The organism is Caulobacter sp. P1_B12_2, assembly GCF_056406675.1.
In genome coordinates this window covers 1-24,114 of sequence record NZ_JBFTZS010000044.1, presented here as the reverse complement: position 1 = coordinate 24,114, position 24,114 = coordinate 1, and the positions used below count along the sequence as shown (strand labels likewise).

The window sequence follows — 24,114 nt, the reverse complement described above, 5'->3', positions numbered from 1 at the left end:
CAAGGGCGGGAATGACGGTTGAATTGGGACGGCGTTAGGGGCGTCCCGCGCATCCTTTCCGCCGCCTCACCTGTTTCTTCCGAATGACCTATCAACTGCACTACTGGCCCACGATCCAGGGACGCGGCGAGTTCGTGCGCCTGGCGCTGGAGGAGGCCGACGCGGCCTATGTCGACGTGGCGCGCGCCGGTCCCGACAGCGGCGGCGGCGAGGCGGCTCTCATGGCTGACCTGGCGCAGGGCGACCACCCGCCGTTCGCCCCGCCCTACCTGGTCGACGGCGAGCTGGTGATCGGCCAGACGGCCAACATCCTGCTGCACCTGGGCCCGCGCCACGGCCTGGCGCCCAAGGCCGAAGCCGGGCGGCTGTGGGTCAATCAGCTGCAGCTGACGATCGCCGACCTGGTCGCCGAGGCCCACGACGTCCACCACCCGGTGGGCATGGGCCTCTACTACGAGGACCAGAAGGACGAGGCCGCGCGGCGGGCCAAGGAATTCCGCACCCAGCGGATCAAGAAGCACCTCGGCTGGTTCGAGACCGTTCTGGAGCGCGCGCCGAAGGGCGGCTGGCTGACCGGCGCGACCCTGACCTATGCCGACCTGTCGCTGTTCCAGGCGCTGGAGGGCCTGCGCTACGCCTTCCCGCACGCGACGAAGCGGCTGGAGCCGAAGATCAGGCGGGTGATCGCGGTGCGAGACGCTGTGGCGGAACGGCCCAACATCGCGGCCTATCTGAAGTCGGAGCGCCGTATCCCGTTCAGCACCGAAGGGATCTTTCGCGCCTATCCGGAGCTGGATCCAAGGTAGGTCACGCCCACGCCCGTCATCCTCGGACTTGTTCCGAGGACCCCGGCTTCAGCCGCGAAGAAGGGCGATCCGTGGAGCGGCGAGGTCGCGGACGACCTTGAGCGGCAGCTCAGCCGACAGAGGGGTCCTCGGAACAAGTCCGAGAATGACGGACGCGGGTGATCAGCTCGACGGCGTCCGGCTGGCCACCACGTCCACGCGCCGCCAGGTCTGCGACTTGCACAGGAAGCCGCCGATCAGGCAGCCCCGGGCCTTCATGGTGCTGGCGTCCGGGAAGTCGGCCGTGCCGTTGAAGTTCATGTTGAGGTCGGGCACGAACACCTTGCCCTTCCAGCTGCCGTTCTTCTGCAGTTGGAAATCGCGCAGCAACTGCAGGCCGACCAGGTCGGGCGTGCCGCCCTTCTTGGCGTCGGCCTTGGCTTCCTCGTTGGCCCAGACCACGAAGCCGCAGGCGCGACCGCCGCCGCAGGGCTTGATTTCGACATGGACGCTGTTCTTGGGATTGCGCCAGACGCCGTAGTTGAACGTGTCCTGCGCCGAGGCGGGCAGAGCGGCCATCAGGCCCGCCGCCGCGGTCAGCACGACGAGAAATGACTTCATCCGACGCATGCGCGATTTCTCCAGCACCCAGACCTTTTGGTGCAGGTTCGTGTCCGGATCAAGTCAGGGCGGCTTCCTTCCGCTCGGCCGTCATCGCGGGCCTTGCGCCCGGGCTCCCTGGTTCAGCTGAACTGTGAGACGTAAGCGGTTCGCCAGCGAACCGCTCCTCCCGCACTTGCGGCGGACAGAAAGACCCCGGTCCCAAGGCCCGGGATGACGGCGCCAGGAAGGGCGAGCTCAGCAGTCTCATGCGCCCACCTTCAGCGCCGCTCCGGCCTTGCGCGCCGCCGCCCAGCGCTCGTTCATGCCCCGGCCGTAGACCGCCTGGATGCGTTCCAGCACGGCGGGCGGCGCGGTCTCGGGACGGCCGGCGTCGAACGGCGGGGCGGGGGCGTATTCCACCGCCAGCTGGATGGCCTGGGCCGTCTCGACGCCGGCGATCTCGGCCACCACGGTCAGGGCGAAGTCGATGCCCGCCGTCACTCCGCCGCCGGTGAAGACATTGCCGTCGCGAACCACCCGGGCCGGGTCGGGCGTCGCGCCGAACAGGGCCAGCTGGTCGCGCCAGGCCCAGTGGCAGGCCGCCCGCTTGCCTTGCAGCAGCCCCGCCGCGCCCAGCAGCAGCGAGCCGGTGCAGACCGAGGTCACATAGCGCGCCCCAGCCGCCAGGCGCTGGATCTGGGTCAGGAAGGCCTCGTCCGCCATCGCCTGGGTCGTGCCGAAGCCGCCGGGCACGCACAGCAGGTCGCAGTGCTCGATGTCGGTCAGCCGGGCCAGGTGGGCGAACACCAGGCCGTCGGCCTCGATCTCGCCGCCCGCCTCGCTGGCGACCACCACCTGGGCGCCGGGCAAGCGGCAGAGGATCTGGTGCGGTCCGGTGAAGTCCAGATGGGTGACATCGGGAAACAGGGCGAACACGATGTGGAACGGCGCGGGCTTTTCGCGAGCGGCTTGGGGCATGGGGAGTCCCTCCAGTTGACGCCGCAGCATCACCCGCCTAGCGTCTGACCGAAATGACATAGTTCCCTCGATATCCGCCAAGCCTTGCGAGGACGTCCCCATGACCCGCGACATCGGCTTCCTGATCTTCCCCCAGTTCCAGCTGCTGGACGCGGCAGGACCGATCGCGGCGTTCGAGATCGCCGGGCGGATCGTCCCCGGCGCCTATCGCCTGCACCTGATCGCCCGCGACCCGGGGGCCGTCGCCAGCTCTTCGGGCGTGGCGATGACCGCCGCGGCCTTCGCCGACGCCCCGACGCTGGACACGCTGATCGTCTCGGGCGGCGAGGGCACGCGGACGCCGGCCATCTGCGAGGCGACACTGGCCTTCGCCCGCGAGACCTTCCGCACCGCCCGCCGCACCGCCAGCGTCTGTTCGGGGACCTATGTCCTGGCCGCCGCCGGCCTGCTGGACGGCCGCCGGGCGACCACGCACTGGCAGCGCTCGCACGACTTCCAGCGCCGCTATCCGGCCGTGCGGCTGGAGCCCGACAAGATCTTCGTCCAGGACGGCTCGCTGTGGAGCTCGGCCGGCATCACCGCCGGCATCGACATGGCCCTGGCGATGATCGGCGCGGACCTGGGCGAGGACGTCGCCCGCCGCACCGCCCAGCAGCTGGTGGTCTATCACCGCCGCCCCGGCGGCCAGTCGCAGTTCTCGGCCCTGCTGGAGATGCGCGGCGGACGCTTCGACGGCCTGCTGGCCTGGGCGCGCGAGAACCTGGCCCTGCCCCTCGGCGTCGACCAGTTGGCCGAGCGGGCGGCGATGAGCCCCCGCAACTTCGCCCGGCTGTTCGCGGCCGAAACGGGCAGCACCCCGGCCAAGGCGATCGAGCGCCTGCGCGTGGAGGCGGCGCGCGCCCTGCTCGACGGCCAGCCTCTGCAGGTCGAGGACGTGGCCCTGGAAACCGGCTTCGGCGACCAGGAGCGCATGCGCCGCGCCTTCCTGCGGGCGTTCGGCCAGCCGCCCCAGGCCCTGCGGCGCGCGGCCCGCGCCTCGCAACCACATGTTGCATCGGCGCCATAGGTCGTCACAAACGGTCAAGCTTGAACAACCTCAGATTTACGCTGCCGGTGAACCCCTCTACGCGGGCGCTGTCCGATCACGGACCAGTACCTATTTCGGGGGAAATCCTTCATGCGTCTGTTCATCGCCACCGCCGTGGCCGCCCTGGCCCTCGCCGGCGGCGCCGCCGCCCAGACCGCCGGTCCGGCGCCCGCCGCGTCCGCTCCGGTCGCCGCCGCGCCCGGCAGCGGCCAGTACATCTCGGTGTCCGGCGGCTTCATCGGCAAGACCGACTACGACTACGGCTTCGCCGGCGGCTTCAAGGCCAAGACCGACGTCGATTCCGGCGCCCAGGGCGCCATCGCCTGGGGCTCCAGCGTCGGCGGCGCCTGGCGCGCCGAGATCGCCCTGGGCTATCGCAGCCAGAACAATGACACCGTCGTCACCCAGAACGGCACGAAGATCGGGACCACCGACGGCAAGGTCGAGACCCTCAGCGTCGACATCAACGGCTATTACGACTTCCCGGTCGCCGGTCCGGTGCGGCCGTATCTGGGCGCCGGCATCGGCGTGGCCCAGGTCAAGTTCAGCGACGACCTGATCGACGACAAGGGCGACGCCCTGACCCTGCAAGGCATCGCCGGCGCCAGCTTCGCCGTCTCGCCGCGCGTCTCGCTGTTCGCCGAGGGCCGCTACCAGTACACCGGCGCGATCAAGATCAAGACCACCAGCCCGTCGGGCGAACGGGAAGAGAAGCTGAGCATGACGGGCCCCGGCGCCCTGGTCGGCGCGCGCTTCGCGTTCTAAGCGCCTGGCCTGATCGACAAGACGAGGGGCGCGCCGGTCAGCCGGCGCGCCCCTTTTCGTTACGCGCCGCGCTCATCGGCCATCCGCGCCACCTGGGCCTTCAGGATCTCGAGCGCCTCGGTGTTGCAGCGCAGGATCTCGACCACCTCCTGCTCGCGCAGGGCGTCCAGCTTGTCGTGCAGGCGCATGATCTCCAGCTCGGCCCGCAGGTTGACGACATAGTCGTGCTCGGCGTTCAGCCGATCCTTCGTCGCCTGGCGGTTCTGGCTCATCATGATCACCGGCGCCTGGATCGCGGCCACGGTCGACAGGATCAGGTTGAGGAAGATGAAGGGGTACGGGTCGAACGACAGGTGAAAGGGCTTCAGGCCCAGGTTCAGCCCGATCCACAGGGCCAGGCACAACGAGAACCCGCCGATGAAGGCCCACGAACCGCCCACCGCCGCGACCTTGTCCGCCAGCCGGTCCCAATAGCTGCGGTCGTCGGCCAGCAGCGCCTTGTTCAGCCCCGTGGGCGCCTCGGCGGCGATCAGGTCGATGACGCTCTTCTGGACCTCCGTCAGCTTGCCGTAGGGCGTGGCCAGCAGGTCGCGCGACAGTTGGTCCAGGCGTTGATCAGGGGTCATGGGCGCTCGCAGTCAGGAAACCGTCCGCGGAACATGAGCGTTCCCGGGACGAGCGCAAGCACGGGACTTCCCGATTGACGCCCGGTCAGGCGGAGCAGAGGTTGCCCCGTCGACTTGACGACACTGTAAGCGCACAAGGAGCGATCCCCATGGCCCACAAGTTTCTGATCAAGAAGAACAAGGCGGGCGAGTTCGTCGCCTACTTCACCTACAACAGCGAGACCATCTTCTGGACCGAGGGCTACAGCTCGAAGTCCTCGGCCAAGGACGCCATCGCGTCGCTCAAGAAGAACGCCCCCGACGCCGAGATCGACGACCAGACGGACTAGGGCCGAGACAGGGGACATGCGCTCGTCGCGTGTCCCCACCTCACCCCTGACTTGACCGCAACGCCCTCCCGGGTTTCTGATCAGCGATAACAAACAAAAACGGGAGGGACGCCATGAGCAGCGCGGGAGGCCGCAAGGCCGTCTTCATCACGGGAGCCGCCAGCGGCATCGGCCTGGCCAGCGCCAAGCGCTTCGCCGCCGAGGGCTGGTTCGTGGGCCTGTCCGACATCGACATGACCGGCCTGAAGACCGCCCTGGTCGCGATCGGTCCGGACAGCGGCGCGATCTTCCGGCTGGACGTGCGCGACCGCAGCGCCTGGCGCGCGGTGCTGGCCGACTTCGCCAAGCTGACCGACGGCCGCCTGGACGTGCTGCTCAACAACGCCGGGGTCGCCAAGTTCGGGCCGTTCGACAGCCACGAGGACGCCGACGTCGACCTGCAGCTGGACATCAACATCAAGGGCGTGATCAGCGGCGCGCGCGCCGCCCTGCCCTGGCTGAAGGCCACGCCGGGCTCGCGGCTGATCAACATCTCGTCCTGCGCGGGCCTGTACGGCTCGCCCAGCCTGGCGGTCTATTCGGCCACCAAGTTCGCGGTGCGGGGTCTGTCGGAAGCGCTGGACGTCGAGTGGAAGCCATACGGCGTCAGCGTCGCCTGCGTGATGCCGTGGTTCGTCGACACGCCGATCCTGACCGCCGGGGCGCCGGGCAGCAACCAGAACATGGCCGACACCCTGCGGGGCGGCGGCCTGCCGGTCTATCCCGTGGAAGACGCCGCCGAGGTGATCTGGCGGGCCGTCCACGGGAAGGAACTGCATTATTTCGTGGGCAAGCGGGCCAAGCAGATGCGCTTCGCCGCCAACCACATGCCCGGAGCGCTTAGGAAGCAGCTCCGGTCGCGGCCRATCCTGCAGCAGCCTTGACCGCATCGTTCGAGCCGGAGGTCTTGGTCGGGTGCATGGCCGGGGCCGAGGCGGGCTCGGAGCTCGCGCCCAGCGGGCCGCCCATGCCGCCCGAAACCGTGGCCGGCTTGTCGGGCGAAGAGATCACCACGGCGCTGGCCAGCTGAATCGGGGCGGACTTGCCGTCCGCCRTCGCGCCGGTCGGCAGGCTGGCCAGGGTCACGTTGGGCAGGTCGTCGGCCGTCGACGGACGCGGCGTGCGGCTGAAGGCGTCCGGCGCGCCCGAGCGACCGCCGAAGCGGTAGAACACGTGCATGCCCACCTGGGCGACGCGCAGCAGGCGCGGACCCCAGCCCGGCGCGACGCCGGTGGTGTGGAAGTGGGTGGCGGCGCCGACCTCGGACATCACCGCGCCCGACAGCGCGCGGGTGGCGACCTTCTGGGCGCGCTTCCAGGCGCCGGTCTCGCGCGCGCGGCGCATCGAGCCGTCGCAGGCGAAGCTGAACTGGCAGCCGCGATGCGCGGCGGCGCCCTGGAACACCACGCCGCAGATCGACTTGGGGAACGAAGGATGGCGGACGCGATTTAGAACGACTTGAGCCACGGCGGCCTGGCCGCCCGGCGTCTCGCCGCGGGCCTCGTAATAGACCGCTTCGGAAAGGCACTCGAGTTCACGCGAGCTTTCCAGGGCGTTGGTCAGGCGGAACGGCGCGACGGCCGGATTGAACGGGCCGCCGAAGCTGGCGCGCAGCAGAAGGGGCTGGGATCCGGCGCCGGACTGCTGGCGCTGCTCGAGACGCTCGACCAAGAGCGCCGACTGCCGATCGCGCTGGGCGCCGCCGGCCACGGTGTAGGGATCATGGCGGCGGGCGATCGCGAGAGCGCTGGCGTCCATGCGAGACGCGGCCTGATACAGCGCCGCGTCGGAGAAGTTCCCCTCGGCGCCGTCGGCCAGGCGAGATACGCGAGCGTGCTGACTAGCGGCTTGGGCCATGCCCCCCGCAAGGTAAACGCCGCCGAGCGCCACACCGGTGGCGGCTCCAACCAATACGGCGCCGATCAGCGCGCGCGCGTCTGCGCACGTCTGCGACTTGATAAACAAAACTCGTGTCCTGCGCGGCGAGGGCGGACCGCCCCCCGACAAAAACGCCCTCAGAAACCCGGAAAAAATACTGTCGGGCAGCTCTGAAAGCGGAGGCTCGGCCGGTTCACGATAGTGGCCGAAGTCCTACTTATGACCGCCTTATGACGCATCCGACCACGAGTCGCAAGCGCACCTGGCGCCGCAGCCTGAATTTTGGTTCCACGCGCGACAGATGGAATGGTTAATTCTTTGATTCTAACGAAAAAACGCGACAGTCCCGAATTTCCCCCAGGAGACGAATATTCACCGCTTGGGATAGACTTCCGTCGGGTCGCTCTCAACGGTACCCGGCTGGCATGACGTGGTTACTCTAGCGAGATCTAGAATTGTCCAGGAGGACATAAGGTCTGCTCTGCGGGGGTTTTCACTATGGGTTGCGCGGGCGTTAACCGCGCGGCCCGCGGCCGTGGCGTCCAGCGCCTTGGGGCGGTCGTCGAGACGGTCGTCGACGGCCCCGCGAGAAGCCGCCGCGAACGCCGCCTTGACCTAGGGAATCTCCCTAGGCGACCGCCGAAACCAGGGGCCGATCGCCCCTGAAAAGACGCCACAGGTCGACCGCGATCTTAACCGTAAGCACCACCATCATCACGGTCGCGGTCAGGTGGAAGCTGAGGTCGAGGGATTCCTGCAGGCCGGCGATCTGCTCGGCGCTCGCGCCGCTCCCGCCCCGCGTCGCGACCACGACCAGCTGTCCGGCTTTCCACAGGACCCCGGCCAGCGCCAGGCCGGCCGCGCCGCAGGCGACGTCCATCGCCGCCCGCGCCCGCACCCAGCCGGGACGCAACAGGCCGATCAGGCTGCCCAGCAGCTGGGCGCCCGCCCAGGCCAGGATCGGCCAGTACAGCGCCGCCCAGATCGGCGCCGGCTGCAGGACCATGTCGCGGCCCGCCAGTTGGTTGGTCCACGGCGCGGGAACCACGTCCGTCCACCACAGCATGAACAGCGCGATGAGGATCACCTCCAGCAAGGCCTCGAAGCGCCGCTGCGACACGCTCCTGTGGAAGAGACCTGTCTTGCCCGGGCTCAGAGAGTCCAGGACCGGCAGGTCGGCGACCTTCCAGTCGGCGAAGCCGGCGCGTGGGATCCAGCCGCGCTCGAACGCCACGCCCAGCACCGTGGCGATGCCGATCATCGTCAAGCCGGTGTTGATGAAGCTGGACAGGAACCGCGCCGGATTGCTGGCGGAGCCGGGGTCGGTGACCGTCGAGATGACGAGCGGGATCACCGAGACCACCGCCGCCACCACCAGCAGCACCTTCACCCCGAAGACGTAGAAGGGATAGAGCTCGGGCCCGATCAGCGACTGGGTCGGGCCGAACCGGCCCGCCACCGCGATCGGATGGCCGAACGCCTTGAGCACGGCCTCGCGCTCCTTGGCGTTCAGGGGCCGGCCCAGTTCGGCCTCCTTCTCCTCCATGCGGTTCAGCAGGGTGTCGCGCAGCTCGGCGACGATGTCTTCGCGCTGGGCCTTGGGCAGCAGGGCCGCGACGGCGGCCAGATAGCGATCAAGCAGGTCCATGATTGGCCCCTTCCTCAGATCAGGTTTTGCAGGGTGTCGTTCATCGCCCGCCACTCGGCGGACAGGCGGGCCAGCACGGCCTCGCCCTCGGACGACAGGCGGTAAAAACGCTTCTTGCGCTTGTCTTCCTCGCGCCACTCGCTGGTCAGCAGACCCTGGCCCTCGAGGCGTCGCAGCATCGGGTAGAGGGCGCCTTCGTCGATCTCCAGACCAACCTCGGCCAGGGCCTGGCGCAGGCTGTAGCCGTAGCGCTCGACCTTCAGCTGGGCCAGCACGGCCAGGATCAGGGTTCCGCGCCGAAGCTCCTGGCGCAGGGTTTCGAAAATGTCGGTGTCCGTGGGCATGGTGTACGTCACATGGTGTGCGCCGCTTGGTGTGTGGCATACACTGTGTGCCACACAGGTAATGGGTGAGTCAAGCGGGGCGAACGGTGTTCGCCACCGCTCCATCTCTTGTCATCCCGGACAAGCGCGCAGCGCGAGTATCCGGGGACCGACGCGTGAACTCGGAGCTTCCGGCGGTCCCGGATCGGCGGCCCTTCGGGCCTTGTCCGGGATGACAACCGTTTCTGGAGCCCGAAACAGGGCCGGCCCCTAGGGCGTCACCAAACGCCGAACCCTCGGAGCCGTCTCGTCCAGATCGCCCTCGACGACCGGAACCGTGATCTCGGCCGTGAAGCGGCTGCCCTGGTCCGGGACGCTCTCGACGTGGAGGTCGCCCTGCATCAGGGCAACGATCTGCCGGCTGATGCTCAGGCCCAGGCCGGCGCCCTCGTTGCGGCTGGTCGCGTCGCCCGCCTGCTCGAACGGGCGGAAGATGCTTTCCAGCTGATCCGCCGGAATGCCGACACCGGTGTCATCGACGACGAAGCGCAGCCTTGCCGTTGCGCCGGTCACATCGACGACGCTGACCCGCAGTCCGACCCGGCCCCTGGCGGTGAACTTGATCGCGTTGCCGACCAGGTTGATCAGCACTTGCCGCAGGCGCTTCTCGTCGGCCTGGATCCTGCGCGGGACGTCCGGCGCGAGGCCGACGGCGAAGTCCAGCCCCTTCTCCTCGGCCCGCAGGTGGAGCATCTCGCCCACGCCGGTCACGCAGTCGTGCAGATCGAAGGGCGCTGCCAGCAGGCTGAACCCGCCGGCCTCGATCTTGGCGACGTCCAGGATGTCGCTGATGACGGCCAGCAGGTGGTCGCCGCTGGCCTGGACGGCCTTGACCGCCGCGCGCTGCTTGGCGTTCAGTTCGGTGCGATTGAGCCAGTAGGCGTAGCCGATGACGGCGTTCAGCGGCGTGCGCAGTTCGTGGCTCATGTTTCCCAGGAACCGCGACTTGGCGTTGCTGGCCGCCTCGGCGGCGGCGTGGGCGTCGGCCAGCAGCCGCGCCTCCTCCGCCTGGCGCCGCCGCCGCGCCTCGTAGTCGCCCCGCATCCGCAGGACGCGGAAGACCAGGAAGCCGGCTGACAGCACCAGCCAGACGCCCAGGATGATCAGGTAGAAGGCCTCGGTCGAAAGGTACGAGCCCTCGAAGGTCACCTCGTCGATCGACACGTCCAGCCGCTGGCCCGGTTCGGCGCCGCTGGTGGCGACGGCGATGGCGTGGACCTGCTTGAGCACCGGCGCGGCCTCTGCCGCCGACAGGCCGTGGCTGGCCGCCCACCATGGCTCCGTCGCCAGGCGACTGAGCGGCAGGCGGACCTCGTTGCGGCCCTGGACGACGGGGATGTCGGTCGCCAGGGGCATGAACTGGCCCTGGAGCCTGCTCCGGACGGTCGGGGCCGGCGAGGTCTTGACGACCAGCTTCAGACGGTCGCTGTCGCCCCGATAGGAAAAGCGCAAGGTGACCGTCTGGAAGTGCGAGAAGTCCAGCCCCTCGGCCTTGCGCTCCAGATCCATCTGCAGGCCGTATCCGCAATAGGGATAGGCCGCGCCCTCCCGGATCTGGCACGACCAGGACAGGGGCTTGAGCGGATCGACGGCGATGCTCGACGCGCCGCCGCTCTCGGCGTCGGCATAGCTGTAGCCGGCGAACCGGCCCGATTGCGGCGACAGGACCAGGGTCTGGTTGGTGATGGCGCTCTTGCCCAGCACCGCGGCGAACGACACGGCCACCAGCAGGAAGATCGCCGCCTCGAGCCGGATGTTGGCGTAGCCCAGCCACGGTTTGCGCGCGCCCGTGGCCGCCGCGAGATCCGTCGGTATCTGCAAAAACGCACCCCCGCTTCCCTGCTCAAGCAGGAAAGCTCCCCAACCTAGGCTGTACGATTAATCGCAGCATCGTTTCCCCAAGGCTTAACGCGGGGGCGACTCCGGCATTTTGTCGCGGGTCCGGGCCAGGAGCTTGCCCGCCAGCCAGCGCCGCGCCGGCTCGTCGTAGAGCTTGAGGCAGGCATAGGCGATCGCCACGGCGGCCACGAACACGCCGGCCCCGACCAGCGCGCCCTGGGCCGCCGGGACCTTCTTGTCCACGACCCAGCCGGTGTAGATGTAGATCAGCGGATAGTGGGTGATGTAGAGCGGATACGACAGGTCGCCGAAGAAGCGGGCGGTCCGCACCGACACCCCGTCCACGCTCTTCTCGCCGGCCCCGATGGCCACGATCAGCGGGAACAGCACGATCACGCACACCGCCTCGTAGAGGCCGTTGACCCACAGCCGCTCCGGGCCGCCGAACCTGGGCAGGGCCAGGGCCACGATCAGCAGCAGGCTGCACACGCCGAAGGCGTTGGGGACCTTGATCCGCTTGCCCAGCCGCATCAGCAGCACGCCCGCGAAGAACGGGAACAGCACGCGGGTCAGGCCGATGCGGATCCCGTTGGCGTCCAGCGCCCATCCCCCGATCACGTCGCCCCGGGGGCCGAAGACCAGCAGGTGAACCAGCGCCAGGGCCGACAGGGCGACGATGACGCCGAGCCAGCGGTTGGACAGCTTCCGCACGCCCACGGCGTAGAGGATGTTGGCCAGGTACTCGTAGAACAGCGACCAGGCCGGCCCGTTCAGCGGATAGATCTCGCCCCAGCCCCGGATCTCGGTCGACGGCGTCATCGGGATCATCAGGAACCCCAGCAGCGTCACCCCGACGATCTGCCAGACCGTGACCGCCTCCAGCTTGGGGAAGATCGAGAAGTGCTGGAAGCCGACCAGGGCCGCGCCGATCAGGCCGCCCATGATGATCATCGGCTGCAGCCGGACCAGGCGGCGCTTGTAGAAGTCCCACTGCCCCATGCCCGCCCAGCGGTCGTCATAGGCGTAGGCGATCACGAAGCCCGACAGCAGGAAGAAGAAGTCCACCGCCAGATAGCCGTGATTGATGATCTGCCTGTGCGGACTGCCGCCCGAATAGGCCTCGAACAGATGGAAGACGACCACCATCAGCGACGCGACGCCGCGCAGCCCGTCCAGGATGACGTAGTGGTTCTTCGCGGGGGCGATCGCGTCGGTCGAGGTCGCGGCGGATGAAGTCATGAGCGGTCTGGGCCAAATCTGCTGACAGGACCGAATGAGGTCGCGTCGAAGCGTTGCTGGGTTTATCGTTAAACCACAAGTCGCTTTAAGCAGGCTTTGAGGATGGCCTGAGCTGCTTTCGCACGCACCGGCCGGAGAGATCAACCACGATGCATCGCTCCAAACGATCCCGCGACGGCGCCAGGGTCACGATCAAGGAAGTGGCCGCCCACGCCGGCGTCTCGGCCATGACGGTGTCGAACGTCTTCAACAGCACCGGCAAGTTCAGCCGCGACACCCGCGACCGCGTGCTCGCCGCCATCGCCGAGCTGGGCTACGTCCCCAATTCCGCCGCGCGGCGGCTGGTCGGCGCGACCCCGGCCCGGATCGGCCTGCTGTACGCCGGCGTCGACAGCATGTTCATCGACACCACCCTGGCGGCCGCCGCCGTGGCCAGCGCCGAGCGGGGCCTGCAGCTGATCGCCCGCAAGGCCGCCTCGCCCGAGCATGCCCTCGACGTCGCCCGCTCGCTGCAAAGGTCCGGCGCCGACGCCCTGCTGCTGCTGCCGCCGTTCGACCTGGTGCTGAGCGGCTCGGCGGAGTTCCAGGCCCTGGACATGACCACCGCCGCCATCGCCACCGCCGCGCCCCTGCCCGACATGTTCACGGTCCGCATCGACAACCGCGCCGCCTCGCGCGCGGTGACGGCGCTGCTGATCGCTAAGGGCCGGCGGCGGATCGCCGTAATCGCGGGGCCCCAGGACCACTCCGACGGCGTCGAGCGCCTGAAGGGCTGCCGCGACGCCCTGGCGGCGCACGGCCTGGCCCTGCCCGACGAGCTGGTCATCGAGGGCCGCTTCACCTTCGAGTCGGGCCTGGACGCCGCCGAGCAGTTGCTGGACCTGCCCGAGCCGCCCGACGCCATCGTCGCGGCCAATGACGACATGGCCGCCGCCGCGCTGTGGACCGCGCACCGGCGCGGCCTGACCCTGCCCCGCGACCTGGCGGTGACGGGGTTCGACGACACCCTGCTGGCCACCCGGGTCTGGCCGCCCCTGACCACGGTGCATCAGCCGATCAACCGGATGACCGCCCGCGCGCTCGACCTGCTGCTCGACGCCCTGCGCCGCTTTCCCGAGGTTGTCGCGCCCACGGATGTCCTCGAAGCCTACGACCTGGTGGAACGGRCTTCCACCTAGCCCCTGCGCAGGCCGTAGAAGTCGCCGACGCCCGTCAGCAGGAACTGCATGCCGATGCAGATCAGCAGGAAGCCGAAGATCCGCGTCATGGCGTCCATGCCGCCCTTGCCCAGGAAGCGGACCATCATCTCGGCGGCCCGCAGGATGATGAAGGCGATGACCAGGGTCGCGGCCATGCCCACGATCACCCCGACATAGATGATCTCCCAGTTCTGCGGGTGGTTGGCGCGGATCTGGGCCGCGGCGCTGAGCACCACCGAGATCGACCCCGGCCCGGCCAGGCTGGGCATGGCCAGCGGGGTGAAGGCCACGTCCAGCTCCTGTTGCTTGCTCTGGTCGGCGACGCTCTGCGCGGTCGGCGGCGAGGCGGGCGGGAACAGCATGCCGAACCCGACGCTCAGGATGATCAGACCGCCGGCCGCGCGGATACCCGCGATCGAGATGCCGAAGAACTCGACGATCGCCGAACCCAGCACCAGGAAGGTCGCCAGGATCGCGAAGGCGTAGACGCAGGCCATGACGGCCTGCCGCTTGCGCTTGCCCGCATCGAAGCCGGCCGTCAGCGACACGTACAGGGGCGCGGTGCTGAACGGGTTCATGATCGGAAACAGCCCGCCGATGGTCAGGGCCAGGGCTTGGAGGAAGATCGAGATGGGCGCGCTCCCGTCAGTCTAGGCGTCGCGCCGAATCTCGCGCGCCGCTCAAGTCTGTCCGTGGACGCTCCCTCGAAACATCCAGCGCGGACCTGAGAACCGGCCCCGGGGACTCCGCAGTCGCGGCCCCACGGAGCATCGCGCCCTGGACGTCCGCCAGCCCGGATGCCCCACCGCCATCACCCCCTTGCTCGCCAAAGCCGCGCCGGGCAGAACGGTCACGTGGCGTATCGGGGGCGATCCATGCGGACTATTCTTTACGCGGCGGCGTTCGCCGCGATCCTGGCGCTGGCCAGCCCGGCCGTCGCGCGCGACACGCAACCTCGGCTGCCCGCCTCGGCGACCTCGCCCGTGGACGAAGGCCTGCTCCTCGCCTTCGGAGAGGCGAACGATCACATCCAGCGTCAGGAGTACGTCCAGGCCTATGCGGTGCTGGAAACCCTGACCGCCAAGCCGGCCTTCCAGTCCGCCACGAGCGAGCTGCGCCATGCGACCTGGCTTCTGATGGCCGGAGCCGCCGGGGAAGCCCGTGACTGGCCCAAGGCGCGGACGGCGATCGAGAAAGCCACCGCCTTTCCGGAAGCCGACGCCTATGATTGGCGGATACGCGTCCGGATCGCCCGCTCCAGCGGCGACATGGCCGACGGCCTCAAGAGCATCGCCGTCATCGCTCGGCGCTTCCCCGACGGTCTGGCCCTCTTTTCCGACGAGGAGATCGGGCGCTGGCTGGATAGCGCCAAGCTCGAGACCGACCAGGCGCTGACGTTCGATTTCGTCGACGCCCTGCTGACCCACTGGACGCCCAGCGACCCGTTCGTCGCGCCGTTCGTCGAACTGGACGGCATGCGGCAGATCCAGGTCGAGGGTCTGCTGCGCCAAGGCCGGACGGCCCAGGCGATCGAGATCACGCGGAAGATCAACAACCCCGACGTCCTGGTCGCGATGCGCGCCGATAAGCGCTTCGACGCGCTTTCGGCCGCCGACCCCGGCCTGTTGGACCCCAAGCCCGCCGCCCTGCGGCAGCTGGCCGCGATAGATGCCCTGCACCCCGCCCACCCGGGCTTGCTGTCCGGCGTCGACGCGCGAACCAGCGCCCTGCTGGACCTGAATCGCGGCGAGGAGGCCCTGGCCGTCGTCGAAGCGGCCATCGCCCGCGCCCAGAAGGATCCCCGCGCCTTCGAGGACATCGACAGCCGGCTGGGCTGGACGATCAATCTCAAGAACCTCGCGCTCGGGTCGCTGGGCCRCGACGCCGAGGCGCTCGAGGCCCTGGAGACCGCGGCCCGAGTGCCGGAGAAAGGCAAGGCGAACGTCAACCAGACCCTCAACCTCGCCGCCCAGCAGATGAACATGGGCCGCCTCAAGGCCGCGCTAGCGACGGTGAACTCGGTGCGCGACGACCGTGTCAGCCCGTATGGCAAGGCCGTTGGCCTGCGGATCACCGCTTGCTCGGCGACCCTGCTCGGCGATCTGAAGACCGCCGACGAGGCGCTGCGGCGGTTGCGCGACCTGAAGCTGGAGGCCAAGCGGCAACTGGAAGACGCCTTGCTGTGCCGAGGAGACATGGACGGCGCCGCCGCGATGCTGATCGAGCGACTGCAAAGTCCCGTCCAGCGCAACCTCGCGCTCTCTGGCCTGCAGGTCATGCCGCTGCGCCCCTCGCCGCTTCCGCTGGACGTGACGCTTCGACAGCGCCGCGCCGAGCTGCGCGCCAGAGCCGACGTCCACGCCGCCATCGACGCTGTCGGCCGCGTCATCACCTACGGCCCCGAGGACCTGTGGCCGCCGAAGCCGGTGGTCACGACATCGGGCGCGGCTCGCTGATCCGCGGGAGAACGCGCTTGCGCTGACATTTCGGGGCGGGGCTGGCATTCTGGCCCGATGACCCCGCTCTTCCGGCTTGCCGGCGCCCTGCGAAGAGACCCGGACGACGAGGCCTGGTTCGCGGCGCCCGAGCATGACCTGCGGCGCCTCGCCCGGCCGTGGTTCCGGTATGACGGGCGTTTTGGGGAGTGACCACAAGCCCCCTTCAGCTCGGCATGGCGTCGTACTGCGGCAGGTCCAGGGGCTTGACCCACTTCAGCCGGCGCATGTCGAACATCTCAAGCATCGGCGCGATCAGGTCCGGCCGGTCCAGGCTGCCCAGCTGGACGAAGACCGTTCCCGGAAACGTCTCGAGATTGTCGGTGAACACCCGCGAGCCGCACTCCGGGCAGAAGTTGCGGTCCAGCCCCTTGCCGGAATTGGCGACGTAGTGGAACGCCTTGGGCTGGCCGCTGAGCAGCTCGAAATCGTCGGCCGGCACGCCGAAGAACGTCGCCATCTCGCCGCCCGAAGCCCGCTTGCAGTCGTTGCAATGGCAGTTGGCGATGAAGGCGGGGTCGGTGTCGAACTGGAACTTCACCGCGCCGCAGGCGCACTGGGCCGTATATTTCTTGGGCATGTCTTCTCCATTCGGTCTGACGAGGGAAGGCGAGACGCACACGAAACGGGAACAGGGTCGGACGGGCGATTGTCCATCGCCGCCGGCTTCACGCAAGCGGGGTCAGCGGTCGAACTTGGTCGACAGGATGATTGATGACGTCGTGCGCTCCACGCCGGCCACATGACCGATCCTGTCCAGCACCTCGTCCATCTCGGCGACGGTGGCCGTGGCGGCGAAGGCGATCATGTCGTAGTCGCCGCTGACCGAGTGCAGCAGCCGCACCTGGGGGATGGCGCGCAGCGCCGCCTCGACGGCGCGGGCCTCCTTGGGGCCGATCTTGATCATCACGTGCACCCGCACCGCCCMGTGCTCGAGGTCGGGCGCCAGGCGCGCGCCATAGCCCAGGATCACCCCGTCGCGCTCCAGCCGCTCGATCCGGCTCTGCACCGTGGTGCGCGAGCGGCCCACCCGCCGGGCCAGGTCGGCGGTCGAGGCTCGGCCGTTGTCCTTCAGCGCGGCGATCAGCTTTTGATCGATGGGGTCGATAGGCATTTCGTCTAAGCATCCCTACGTATCGCCGAAACTCAGGCGGCGAACCGACGATCGCGCCACTAGGATTCGACGAAACGGCGGGGATGATGTCCGCCCCTGGAGTTTTACTGCTCGTGCTGGACAACGCCCACCAAGAGGCCCTCGCCGCGATCGTCGGACCCGCCGGCCTGATCGTCGACGCCGCCGACCGCGCCGCCTACGAGACCCCGGCCCGCTACACCGGCGGCGTGGCGGCGGCGGTCGTGCGTCCGGCCACCACCGCCCAGGTCTCGGCCGTGGTCGGCTATTGCGTGCGCCACGACCTGGCCTTCGTGCCCCAGGGCGCCAACACCGGCCTGGCCGAGGGCTCGACGCCGGACGCCGGCGGGACCCACATCGTGCTGTCGCTGGACCGCCTGACCGCGCCGCTGGAGATCGACGCCGCCGACCGCACGGCCACCGTGGGCGCGGGCGTCCGACTGTCGGCCCTGAACACGGCGCTGGAGCCGCACGGCCTGTTCCTGCCCATCGACCTGGGCGCCGATCCCAGCCTGGGCGGCATGGCGGCCACCAACACCGGCGGGGCGCGGTTCCTGCGCTATGGCGACATGCGCCGGCACGTGCTGGGCCTGGAAGTGGTGCTGGCCGACGCGGCGGGCACGCAGCTCACGCTGTCCCACGGCCTGCGCAAGGACAACGCCGCCCTGGCCCTGCGCCAGCTGTTCGTCGGCGGCTGCGGCGCGCTGGGGATCATCACCCAGGTCACCGTCGAGGTGCACCACCGCCCGCGCCAGGCCGCCGCCGCCCTGTTGATCCCGCGCGACGCCGAGGCCGTCCTGCCGCTGCTGCGGGCCTTCGAAGCCGAGGCCGGATCGACCCTGACCGCCTTCGAGGGCATGTCGAAGGCCGCCATGAGCCGGGCGATCCAGCATGTGCCGTCGCTCTCCAACCCGTTCGCCGGCGGAGTCCCCGACTACGCCGTGCTGGTCGAGCTGACCCGCAGCTGGAGCCCGCGCGAGGGCGAGGCCAGCCTGGACGAGGTGCTGCAGCAGATCGCCGGTCAGCTTCTGGAACACGACGACAGCCCGCTGGCCGACGCCCTGTTCGGTCCGGCCGAGAAGATGTGGGCCCTGCGCCATTCGTTGTCGGAAGGCCTGCGCGCCAGCGGTCCGGTGGTCGGCTTCGACCTGTCGTTCCACCGTCGCGACCTGGCCCGCTTCCGCCGCGAGGCGGTGCTGATGCTGGAGGCCGACTTCCCCGACTACGCCCTGTGCGACTTCGGCCACGTGGCCGACGGCGGGGTGCATTTCAACCTGGTCGGGTCCGCCGATCCCGCCCGCCGCGCGGCCCTGCGCGAGGCGGTGCTGACCTTGGCCGTCGACGGCTTCGACGCCAGCTTCAGCGGCGAGCACGGCCTGGGGCGAGCGTTCCAGGACGCCTATGACCGGTTCACGCCCCGACTGGTGCAGGACTATTCGGCGGCCGTGGCGGCGGCGTTCGGGACGGGGTCGGCGGCGGTTCGCCTGGGACCGCCGAGGGCCAATTGAGATATGCCCTCTTTACTTCAACCGCTCATCCCGGCGAATGCCGGGACCCAGCTGGAATGGCTTTGAGGCGGGCTCCTCGAGCTCAGAGCCCATCCAGCCCGACACACCGCCAAAGGATCTGGGTCCTGGCGTTCGCCGGGATGAGCGGATCGAAAACAAGATCAGATTGCCAGGACTGCCCATGACCACCCTGCCCTCCGCCGTCGCCGAAGCCCGCGAACTGCTGCAACGCCTCGGCGTCACCGCCGCCCTCGACGGCGGGACCCTGGCCGCGCGCTCGCCCGTCACCGGCGAGGTCCTGGCCGAGCTGACCGAGCACACCCCCGCCCAGGCCGCCGCCGCCATCGACGCCGCCCACGCGGCCTATCTGGCCTGGCGCAAGGTCCCCGCCCCGCGTCGCGGCGAACTGGTCCGGCTGCTGGGCGAGGAGCTGCGCGCGGCCAAGACGGACCTCGCCGCCCTGGTGACCCTGGAGGCCGGCAAGGTCATCTCCGAGGGCCTGGGCGAGGTGCAGGAGATGATCGACATCTGCGACTACGCCGTGGGCCTGTCGCGCCAGCTGTTCGGCCTGACCATCGCCACCGAGCGTCCGGCCCACCGGATGATGGAGACCTGGCACCCGCTGGGCGTGGTGGGCGTGATCAGCGCCTTCAACTTCCCGGTCGCCGTCTGGTCGTGGAACGCGGCCCTGGCCTTCGTCTGCGGCGACGCCGTGGTGTGGAAGCCGTCGGAGAAGACCCCGCTGGTGGCCCTGGCGACCCAAGCGCTTTTCGAGCGCGCCGCCGCCCGGTTCGGTCCGGACGCCCCCGCCAACCTCTCGGTGCTGCTGATCGGCGGCCGCGCGGTCGGCGAGGCCCTGGTCGACCATCCGAAGGTCCCGCTGGTCTCGGCCACCGGCTCGACGGCCATGGGCCGGACGGTGGGGCCGAAACTGGCCGCCCGCTTCGCCCGCGCCCTGCTGGAGCTGGGCGGCAACAACGCCGCCATCGTCGCGCCCTCGGCGGACCTGGACCTGACCCTGCGCGGGGTGGCCTTCGCGGCCATGGGCACGGCGGGCCAGCGCTGCACCACCCTGCGCCGGCTGTTCGTGCACGACAGCGTCTATGACGCCTTCGTCGGCCGGCTGAAGAGCGCCTACCCCTCGGTGCCGGTCGGCGATCCGCGCGCGGCGGGGGTTCTGGTCGGCCCGCTGATCGACAAGGCCGCGTTCGACGCCATGCAGTCGGCGCTGGAAGCGGCCCGCGCGGCCGGCGGCCGGGTGATCGGCGGCGACCGCGTCGAGGTCGCCGGACCGGACGCCTTCTACGTGTCACCCGCCCTGGTCGAGATCAACGAGCAGGCCGACATCGTCAAGCACGAGACCTTCGCCCCGATCCTCTACGTGATGCGCTACGCCGAGCTGGCCGACGCCATCGCCGCCCAGAACGACGTGGCCCAGGGCCTGTCGTCGTCGATCTTCACGCTCAATGTCCGCGAGGCCGAGCTGTTCGTCTCGGGCGAGGGCAGCGACTGCGGGATCGCCAACGTCAATATCGGCCCCTCGGGCGCCGAGATCGGCGGGGCGTTCGGCGGCGAGAAGGAGACCGGCGGCGGCCGCGAAGCCGGCTCCGACAGCTGGAAGACCTACATGCGCCGCACCACCAACACCGTGAACTACGGGACCACCCTGCCGTTGGCGCAGGGGGTCACGTTCGACGTCTGACATCCCCCCAAAACCGCTCATCCCGGCGAATGCCGGGATGAGCGGATCAAGTTGAGCTTCAACACTCCAGGACTTTCCATGAGCCACCTCTCCACCCTCGTCGCCTCGGCCGTCGGCCAGAAGGCCGCCGCCACGATCCTCGACGTGCTGGACATCGATCCCGCCCTGACCGCTCCAGCCGACGGCCCGGTGTCGCGCGCGGTGTTCGCCATGGCCCTGAACGCGGTGCTGTTCCACGACATCATGGGCCGCGTGCCGCTGGGCGCAGCCTATGTGTCGGAACGCCGGGCGGCGGGCCGCAAGCTGCTGTTCGACCACGGCGCCCTGCGCACGATTCATTTCGGTGAGGGCGACCTCGGCGCCGGCCCCACCGGAGCCCTGCCCGCCGGCCACCTGGCCTTCGCGCGGATCCTGGAGCCCCTCGGCTACGTCCTGGCCGACCTCTATCCGCTGGACCGCCTCAAGATGACCGGGCGGGCCTACGCCCATGCCGACCTGCCCGAGGCGATTCCGCAGTTCTTCGTCAGCGAACTGCACGTGACGCGCTTTTCACCCGCCTTCCAGGTGATCGCCCACGCGGTGTTCGACACGACGGCCGACGCCTTGGGCATCGAGGCCCAGCGCGCCCTGGCCGCCTTCGCCGCCGAGGGATCGTGCGACCTGGACGCCGCCCGCGCCGCCCTGCCCCAGGTCGTCGCCGCCTTCGAGCGCACCCATGGCGCTCTGCGCCTGGAGCACTACAAGGCGCTGTTGGCCGAGTCGGCCGAGGCCGCCTGGATCGCCACCGAGGGCCAGTCGTTCAACCACGCCACCGATCGGGTCCCCGACGTCGAGGCCGTGGCCGACGCCCAGAAGGCCCTGGGCCGGCCGGTGAAAGAATCCGTCGAGGTCTCGGCCTCGGGCAGGGTGCGTCAGACGGCGTTCAAGGCCCAGCCGGTGGAGCGCGTGTTCCTCACCGACGCTGGAGAGGTCACGCTCACCGTGCCGGGCTCGTTCCACGAGTTCATCAGCCGCGACCGCTTCGTCGACGAGGCGGGTGTCGAGACGCTGGACCTGCGCTTCGACAGCGGCAACGCCCAAGGCATCTTCAAGATGACCCGGACGGGGTGACATCTTCCCTCTCCCCGTAGAGGGAACCACCATCCAGGCGCCGGGCGTCAAAGCCAGCCGGCCAGACCCCGGCCGCGGCCCGCGCGGACGTGGCGGGCGATGATCCGGACGGTGAGCGTCAGGACGAGAAGCTTCCAGGCTTCGGCGAGGATATTGGCGCGACGACGGCGCATGGCGGGGGTTCCGGTCTTGCGAGGGAGGGAAAAGAAAACCGGCTGGCTCCGGGCAGGGAGCCAGCCGGTCCTCGTTGGCGCGGTTCTGGGGAGGGCGAACCGGCCGCGGGGGGCCTTCCGGGCGTCAGCGGGGAACGACGCGGCGGAAGGCCTGGAGCTTTAGAGCCTAGCCGAACAGCTTGGCCGCCGTTTTCGCGACCAGTTCGCCCTGGTGGCGGGCGCCGTCCAGTTCCAGCTGGCTGGGCTGACGCGAGCCGTCGCCGCCGGCGATGGTGGTGGCGCCGTAGGGCGCGCCGCCGGTGATTTCCTCGAGCGTCATCTGGCCCTGGTGGCTGTAGGGCAGGCCGACGATGGTCATGCCGAAGTGCAGCAGGTTGGTGATGATCGAGAACAGGGTGGTCTCGTTGCCGCCGTGCTGGGTGGCCGACGAGGTGAAGGCCGCGCCGACCTTGCCGTTCAGCGCGCCGCGCGCCCACAGGCCGCCGGCCTGGTCGAGGAAGTTGGCCATCTGCGAGGCCATGCGGCCAAAGCGGGTGCCGACGCCGACGATGATGGCGTCATAGTTGGCCAGATCCTCGATCGTGGCGATCGGGGCGGCCTGATCGACCTTGTAGTGCGACTTGATGGCGATCTCTTGCGGCACCAGCTCCGGCACGCGCTTGATGTCGACCGTGGCGCCGGCGGCGCGAGCGCCCTCGGCGACGGCGTTGGCCATCGTCTCGATGTGGCCGTAGGCGGAATAGTAGAGAACGAGAACCTTGGCCATGACGGCCTCCTTTGGGGTGTTGGGAATGGGCGGGGACAGGCGCATGCGCCTGTCCCCATTGGGGTGTTTGGTTAGGCGGCGTCGACGAGCACCAGTTCGGCGTCTTCCAAGGCTTTCACGCGGATGACCGCTTCGTCCTGGATGGCGGCGCCATCGCGGGTGTTCAGGATCATGCCGTTGATCTCGACCTTGCCGGTCGACGGCACGAGGTAGCCCTTGCGGTCGGCGCCGATGGCGTACTCGGTGATCTCGCCGGCCTTCAGCGTGGCGCCCAGGACGCGGGCGTCGGTGCGGATCGGCAGGGCGTCGTCGTCGCCTTCGAAACCGCTGGCCAGGGCCACGAACTTGCCCGAGCGATCACCCTTGGGGAACGGCTTGGCGCCCCAGGCCGGGCCTTCGCCGCGCTTGTTCGGGATGATCCAGATCTGGAAAATCTTGGTCGCGGTGCTTTCCTGATTGTATTCCGAGTGACGGATGCCGGTGCCGGCGCTCATCACCTGGACGTCGCCCGCTTCGGTGCGGCCCGTATTGCCCAGACTGTCCTGGTGGGTGATCGCGCCTTCGCGGACATAGGTGATGATCTCCATGTCGGCGTGCGGGTGGGGCGGGAAGCCCGTGCCGGCCTCGATGGTGTCGTCGTTCCACACCCGCAGGGCGCCGTGGTGGACGCGGCTGGGGTCGTGATAGTCGGCGAACGAGAAATGATGCTTGGCGTCAAGCCAACCGTGGTTGGCGCCGCCCAGGCTGTCGAAGGTCCGAACATCGATCATGGTCTTGTCTCCGGGAGACGAAGCCCCCGAGAAAATGGGGTGGGGCCGTCTCTGTTGGAGCGAAGATGGTCTCTTGCGTTGCGATCCGAAATGGAAATGATCGAAACAAACCGTTTCGGAAATGGACATAATGAAACTCCCCGACTTCGAGGCCTGGGCGGTGTTCGCCAAGGTGGCCGAGATCGGCTCCTTCGTCGGGGCGGCCGAGCAGCTGAATCTGTCCAAGGCCACGGTCTCCAAGGCCGTCACCCGGCTGGAGCAGAAGCTGGGGACGACGCTGTTCCACCGCACCTCGCGGCGGCTGTCGCTGACCGAGGCCGGCCGGGCCTCGGTGGAGCGCGCCGCCCACATCCTGCAGGCGGGCGAGGCGCTGGAAGCCGAGGCCTCGGCCCAATCGGCCGTGCCGCGCGGCCTGGTGCGGGTGGCGGCGCCGATGTCGTTCGGCATCGCGCACCTGGGTCCCGCCCTGYCCGAGTTCTTCGCCCTCTATCCGGAGGTGTCGGTCGAGCTGTCGCTGTCGGACCAACTGGTCGACATCGTCGAGGAGGGCTTCGACCTGGCCCTGCGAATCTCGGCCCTGGAGGATTCCAGCCTGCTGGCCCGGCGGCTGTGCCCGGTGCGCGTGATGCTGGTCGGCTCGCCGGCCTATTTCGACAAGCACGGCCGGCCCGGCCACCCCAAGGATCTGACCGCCCACAGCGGCCTGTTCTACACGGGTGGCCGTTCGAAGGACGTCTGGCGGTTCCAGCATACCGAGCACGGACAATACGCCGTCAGCGTGCCCTCGCCCCTGCGGGTCAACAACGCCGACATCCTGCGGCCTTCGCTGCTGGCGGGCCTGGGCCTGGCCATGCAGCCGGACTTCCTGTGCTGGCAGGACGTRAAGAGCGGTCTGCTGGAGGAGGTCCTGGCCGACTGGGCCCCGCCGCCCATCGCCCTGCACCTGGTCACCCCGCCCAGCACGATCCGCCCGGCGCGCGTGGAGGCGCTGATCGCGTTCCTGGCCAAGCGGATGGCGATCGCGCCCTGGTTGGGGTGATGGACTGAAGGGATATCCCCC

At 69.3% G+C, this 24,114-nt stretch carries 25 protein-coding genes; 11 read left to right on the top strand and 14 right to left on the bottom strand.

Annotation, left to right across the window (positions count from 1 at the left end):
• Positions 1-83: 83 nt before the first annotated feature.
• Positions 84-806 carry a glutathione S-transferase gene (locus AC1DZ6_RS04745; protein ID WP_477096041.1) on the top strand — a complete coding sequence of 241 codons (723 nt, stop codon included), beginning with the start codon at positions 84-86 and terminating at the stop codon, positions 804-806.
• 162 nt (positions 807-968) lie between these two features.
• On the opposite strand, the gene AC1DZ6_RS04740 is transcribed toward AC1DZ6_RS04745, so the two are convergent.
• Complete coding sequence (locus tag AC1DZ6_RS04740; protein ID WP_477096040.1) at positions 969-1,415, bottom strand: DUF2147 domain-containing protein; 447 nt, start codon at positions 1,413-1,415, stop codon at positions 969-971.
• A 237-nt stretch (positions 1,416-1,652) separates the two neighbouring features.
• Positions 1,653-2,366 (bottom strand): DJ-1/PfpI family protein, encoded by a 714-nt coding sequence (locus AC1DZ6_RS04735; protein WP_477096039.1) that lies wholly within the window; start codon positions 2,364-2,366, stop codon positions 1,653-1,655.
• A gap of 100 nt (positions 2,367-2,466) precedes the next feature.
• Here AC1DZ6_RS04735 and AC1DZ6_RS04730 point away from each other — a divergent pair, with 100 nt between their 5' ends.
• Together AC1DZ6_RS04730 and AC1DZ6_RS04725 are read left to right on the top strand one after the other, a co-directional pair.
• The gene (locus AC1DZ6_RS04730) at positions 2,467-3,432 is read left to right on the top strand and encodes a GlxA family transcriptional regulator (RefSeq protein WP_477096038.1); all 966 of its coding nucleotides are present in this window, start codon (positions 2,467-2,469) and stop codon (positions 3,430-3,432) included.
• A gap of 111 nt (positions 3,433-3,543) precedes the next feature.
• The gene (locus AC1DZ6_RS04725; protein ID WP_477096037.1) at positions 3,544-4,218 is read left to right on the top strand and encodes an outer membrane protein; all 675 of its coding nucleotides are present in this window, start codon (positions 3,544-3,546) and stop codon (positions 4,216-4,218) included.
• Between the two features lie 59 nt (positions 4,219-4,277).
• On the opposite strand, the gene AC1DZ6_RS04720 is transcribed toward AC1DZ6_RS04725, so the two are convergent.
• Positions 4,278-4,844, bottom strand: a complete 567-nt coding sequence (locus tag AC1DZ6_RS04720; protein WP_477096036.1) for a DUF1003 domain-containing protein — start codon at positions 4,842-4,844, stop codon at positions 4,278-4,280.
• A 149-nt stretch (positions 4,845-4,993) separates the two neighbouring features.
• Between AC1DZ6_RS04720 and AC1DZ6_RS04715 the strand changes: the two genes are divergently transcribed.
• Together AC1DZ6_RS04715 and AC1DZ6_RS04710 are read left to right on the top strand one after the other, a co-directional pair.
• Positions 4,994-5,173 (top strand): YegP family protein, encoded by a 180-nt coding sequence (locus tag AC1DZ6_RS04715; RefSeq protein ID WP_477096035.1) that lies wholly within the window; start codon positions 4,994-4,996, stop codon positions 5,171-5,173.
• Between the two features lie 113 nt (positions 5,174-5,286).
• Positions 5,287-6,096, top strand: a complete 810-nt coding sequence (locus AC1DZ6_RS04710) for an SDR family oxidoreductase (RefSeq protein WP_477096034.1) — start codon at positions 5,287-5,289, stop codon at positions 6,094-6,096.
• Here the strand turns inward: AC1DZ6_RS04710 and AC1DZ6_RS04705 are convergent.
• From AC1DZ6_RS04705 to AC1DZ6_RS04685, 5 genes are all read right to left on the bottom strand, one after another.
• Positions 6,053-7,177: a cell wall hydrolase gene (locus tag AC1DZ6_RS04705; RefSeq protein WP_477096033.1), complete on the bottom strand. Its 1,125-nt coding sequence runs from the start codon at positions 7,175-7,177 to the stop codon at positions 6,053-6,055. The genes AC1DZ6_RS04710 and AC1DZ6_RS04705 overlap by 44 nt on opposite strands.
• Positions 7,178-7,718: 541 nt before the next feature.
• A complete protein-coding gene (locus AC1DZ6_RS04700) occupies positions 7,719-8,738 on the bottom strand; it encodes an HAAS signaling domain-containing protein (protein ID WP_477096032.1) in 1,020 nt (339 codons plus the stop codon).
• A gap of 14 nt (positions 8,739-8,752) precedes the next feature.
• Positions 8,753-9,082 carry a PadR family transcriptional regulator gene (locus tag AC1DZ6_RS04695; protein WP_477096031.1) on the bottom strand — a complete coding sequence of 110 codons (330 nt, stop codon included), beginning with the start codon at positions 9,080-9,082 and terminating at the stop codon, positions 8,753-8,755.
• Between the two features lie 249 nt (positions 9,083-9,331).
• A complete protein-coding gene (locus AC1DZ6_RS04690) occupies positions 9,332-10,942 on the bottom strand; it encodes a sensor histidine kinase (protein WP_477096030.1) in 1,611 nt (536 codons plus the stop codon).
• An 84-nt stretch (positions 10,943-11,026) separates the two neighbouring features.
• Positions 11,027-12,199 carry an acyltransferase family protein gene (locus tag AC1DZ6_RS04685; protein WP_477096029.1) on the bottom strand — a complete coding sequence of 391 codons (1,173 nt, stop codon included), beginning with the start codon at positions 12,197-12,199 and terminating at the stop codon, positions 11,027-11,029.
• A gap of 149 nt (positions 12,200-12,348) precedes the next feature.
• Here AC1DZ6_RS04685 and AC1DZ6_RS04680 point away from each other — a divergent pair, with 149 nt between their 5' ends.
• Positions 12,349-13,377 carry a LacI family DNA-binding transcriptional regulator gene (locus AC1DZ6_RS04680; RefSeq protein ID WP_477096028.1) on the top strand — a complete coding sequence of 343 codons (1,029 nt, stop codon included), beginning with the start codon at positions 12,349-12,351 and terminating at the stop codon, positions 13,375-13,377.
• Here AC1DZ6_RS04680 and AC1DZ6_RS04675 read toward each other — a convergent pair.
• Positions 13,374-14,009 (bottom strand): MarC family NAAT transporter, encoded by a 636-nt coding sequence (locus AC1DZ6_RS04675; protein ID WP_477096042.1) that lies wholly within the window; start codon positions 14,007-14,009, stop codon positions 13,374-13,376. The genes AC1DZ6_RS04680 and AC1DZ6_RS04675 overlap by 4 nt on opposite strands.
• 264 nt (positions 14,010-14,273) lie before the next feature.
• On the opposite strand from AC1DZ6_RS04675, the gene AC1DZ6_RS04670 reads away from it, so the two are divergent.
• Entirely contained in the window at positions 14,274-15,854 is a 1,581-nt protein-coding gene (locus AC1DZ6_RS04670) for a hypothetical protein (RefSeq protein WP_477096027.1), read from the top strand.
• Between the two features lie 205 nt (positions 15,855-16,059).
• On the opposite strand, the gene AC1DZ6_RS04665 is transcribed toward AC1DZ6_RS04670, so the two are convergent.
• Both AC1DZ6_RS04665 and AC1DZ6_RS04660 read right to left on the bottom strand, forming a co-directional pair.
• Positions 16,060-16,473 (bottom strand): GFA family protein, encoded by a 414-nt coding sequence (locus AC1DZ6_RS04665; protein ID WP_477096026.1) that lies wholly within the window; start codon positions 16,471-16,473, stop codon positions 16,060-16,062.
• A gap of 102 nt (positions 16,474-16,575) precedes the next feature.
• A complete protein-coding gene (locus AC1DZ6_RS04660) occupies positions 16,576-17,007 on the bottom strand; it encodes an Lrp/AsnC family transcriptional regulator (RefSeq protein ID WP_477096025.1) in 432 nt (143 codons plus the stop codon).
• 83 nt (positions 17,008-17,090) lie between these two features.
• On the opposite strand from AC1DZ6_RS04660, the gene AC1DZ6_RS04655 reads away from it, so the two are divergent.
• The 3 genes from AC1DZ6_RS04655 (at position 17,091) to AC1DZ6_RS04645 (ending at position 21,345) form a co-directional block, all read left to right on the top strand.
• Complete coding sequence (locus tag AC1DZ6_RS04655; protein ID WP_477096024.1) at positions 17,091-18,533, top strand: FAD-binding oxidoreductase; 1,443 nt, start codon at positions 17,091-17,093, stop codon at positions 18,531-18,533.
• A gap of 181 nt (positions 18,534-18,714) precedes the next feature.
• Positions 18,715-20,235: an L-piperidine-6-carboxylate dehydrogenase gene (amaB, locus tag AC1DZ6_RS04650; RefSeq protein ID WP_477096023.1), complete on the top strand. Its 1,521-nt coding sequence runs from the start codon at positions 18,715-18,717 to the stop codon at positions 20,233-20,235.
• A gap of 78 nt (positions 20,236-20,313) precedes the next feature.
• Complete coding sequence (locus tag AC1DZ6_RS04645) at positions 20,314-21,345, top strand: 2-oxoadipate dioxygenase/decarboxylase family protein (RefSeq protein WP_477096022.1); 1,032 nt, start codon at positions 20,314-20,316, stop codon at positions 21,343-21,345.
• 47 nt (positions 21,346-21,392) lie between these two features.
• Here the strand turns inward: AC1DZ6_RS04645 and AC1DZ6_RS04640 are convergent, their stop codons facing one another.
• From AC1DZ6_RS04640 to AC1DZ6_RS04630, 3 genes are all read right to left on the bottom strand, one after another.
• Positions 21,393-21,518: a hypothetical protein gene (locus tag AC1DZ6_RS04640; RefSeq protein ID WP_477096021.1), complete on the bottom strand. Its 126-nt coding sequence runs from the start codon at positions 21,516-21,518 to the stop codon at positions 21,393-21,395.
• A gap of 166 nt (positions 21,519-21,684) precedes the next feature.
• Positions 21,685-22,284, bottom strand: coding sequence for an NAD(P)H:quinone oxidoreductase (gene wrbA, locus AC1DZ6_RS04635; RefSeq protein ID WP_477096020.1), 600 nt, complete (start codon positions 22,282-22,284; stop codon positions 21,685-21,687).
• A gap of 71 nt (positions 22,285-22,355) precedes the next feature.
• A complete protein-coding gene (locus tag AC1DZ6_RS04630) occupies positions 22,356-23,054 on the bottom strand; it encodes a pirin family protein (protein ID WP_477096019.1) in 699 nt (232 codons plus the stop codon).
• 130 nt (positions 23,055-23,184) lie between these two features.
• Here AC1DZ6_RS04630 and AC1DZ6_RS04625 point away from each other — a divergent pair, with 130 nt between their 5' ends.
• Positions 23,185-24,093, top strand: coding sequence for a LysR family transcriptional regulator (locus AC1DZ6_RS04625; protein WP_477096018.1), 909 nt, complete (start codon positions 23,185-23,187; stop codon positions 24,091-24,093).
• Positions 24,094-24,114: the final 21 nt, after the last annotated feature.

Bases quoted from the DNA above. Each gene is read 5' to 3' on its own strand.
- AC1DZ6_RS04640 (WP_477096021.1), bottom strand. From the start codon at position 21,518: ATGCGCCGTCGTCGCGCCAATATCCTCGCCGAAGCCTGGAAGCTTCTC.
- AC1DZ6_RS04655 (WP_477096024.1), top strand. From the start codon at position 17,091: ATGATGTCCGCCCCTGGAGTTTTACTGCTCGTGCTGGACAACGCCCAC.
- AC1DZ6_RS04725 (WP_477096037.1), top strand. From the start codon at position 3,544: ATGCGTCTGTTCATCGCCACCGCCGTGGCCGCCCTGGCCCTCGCCGGC.
- AC1DZ6_RS04715 (WP_477096035.1), top strand. From the start codon at position 4,994: ATGGCCCACAAGTTTCTGATCAAGAAGAACAAGGCGGGCGAGTTCGTC.
- AC1DZ6_RS04740 (WP_477096040.1), bottom strand. From the start codon at position 1,415: ATGCGTCGGATGAAGTCATTTCTCGTCGTGCTGACCGCGGCGGCGGGC.
- amaB (WP_477096023.1), top strand. From the start codon at position 18,715: ATGACCACCCTGCCCTCCGCCGTCGCCGAAGCCCGCGAACTGCTGCAA.
- AC1DZ6_RS04700 (WP_477096032.1), bottom strand. From the start codon at position 8,738: ATGGACCTGCTTGATCGCTATCTGGCCGCCGTCGCGGCCCTGCTGCCC.
- wrbA (WP_477096020.1), bottom strand. From the start codon at position 22,284: ATGGCCAAGGTTCTCGTTCTCTACTATTCCGCCTACGGCCACATCGAG.
- AC1DZ6_RS04685 (WP_477096029.1), bottom strand. From the start codon at position 12,199: ATGACTTCATCCGCCGCGACCTCGACCGACGCGATCGCCCCCGCGAAG.
- AC1DZ6_RS04720 (WP_477096036.1), bottom strand. From the start codon at position 4,844: ATGACCCCTGATCAACGCCTGGACCAACTGTCGCGCGACCTGCTGGCC.
- AC1DZ6_RS04745 (WP_477096041.1), top strand. From the start codon at position 84: ATGACCTATCAACTGCACTACTGGCCCACGATCCAGGGACGCGGCGAG.
- AC1DZ6_RS04665 (WP_477096026.1), bottom strand. From the start codon at position 16,473: ATGCCCAAGAAATATACGGCCCAGTGCGCCTGCGGCGCGGTGAAGTTC.
- AC1DZ6_RS04645 (WP_477096022.1), top strand. From the start codon at position 20,314: ATGAGCCACCTCTCCACCCTCGTCGCCTCGGCCGTCGGCCAGAAGGCC.
- AC1DZ6_RS04735 (WP_477096039.1), bottom strand. From the start codon at position 2,366: ATGCCCCAAGCCGCTCGCGAAAAGCCCGCGCCGTTCCACATCGTGTTC.
- AC1DZ6_RS04730 (WP_477096038.1), top strand. From the start codon at position 2,467: ATGACCCGCGACATCGGCTTCCTGATCTTCCCCCAGTTCCAGCTGCTG.
- AC1DZ6_RS04695 (WP_477096031.1), bottom strand. From the start codon at position 9,082: ATGCCCACGGACACCGACATTTTCGAAACCCTGCGCCAGGAGCTTCGG.
- AC1DZ6_RS04630 (WP_477096019.1), bottom strand. From the start codon at position 23,054: ATGATCGATGTTCGGACCTTCGACAGCCTGGGCGGCGCCAACCACGGT.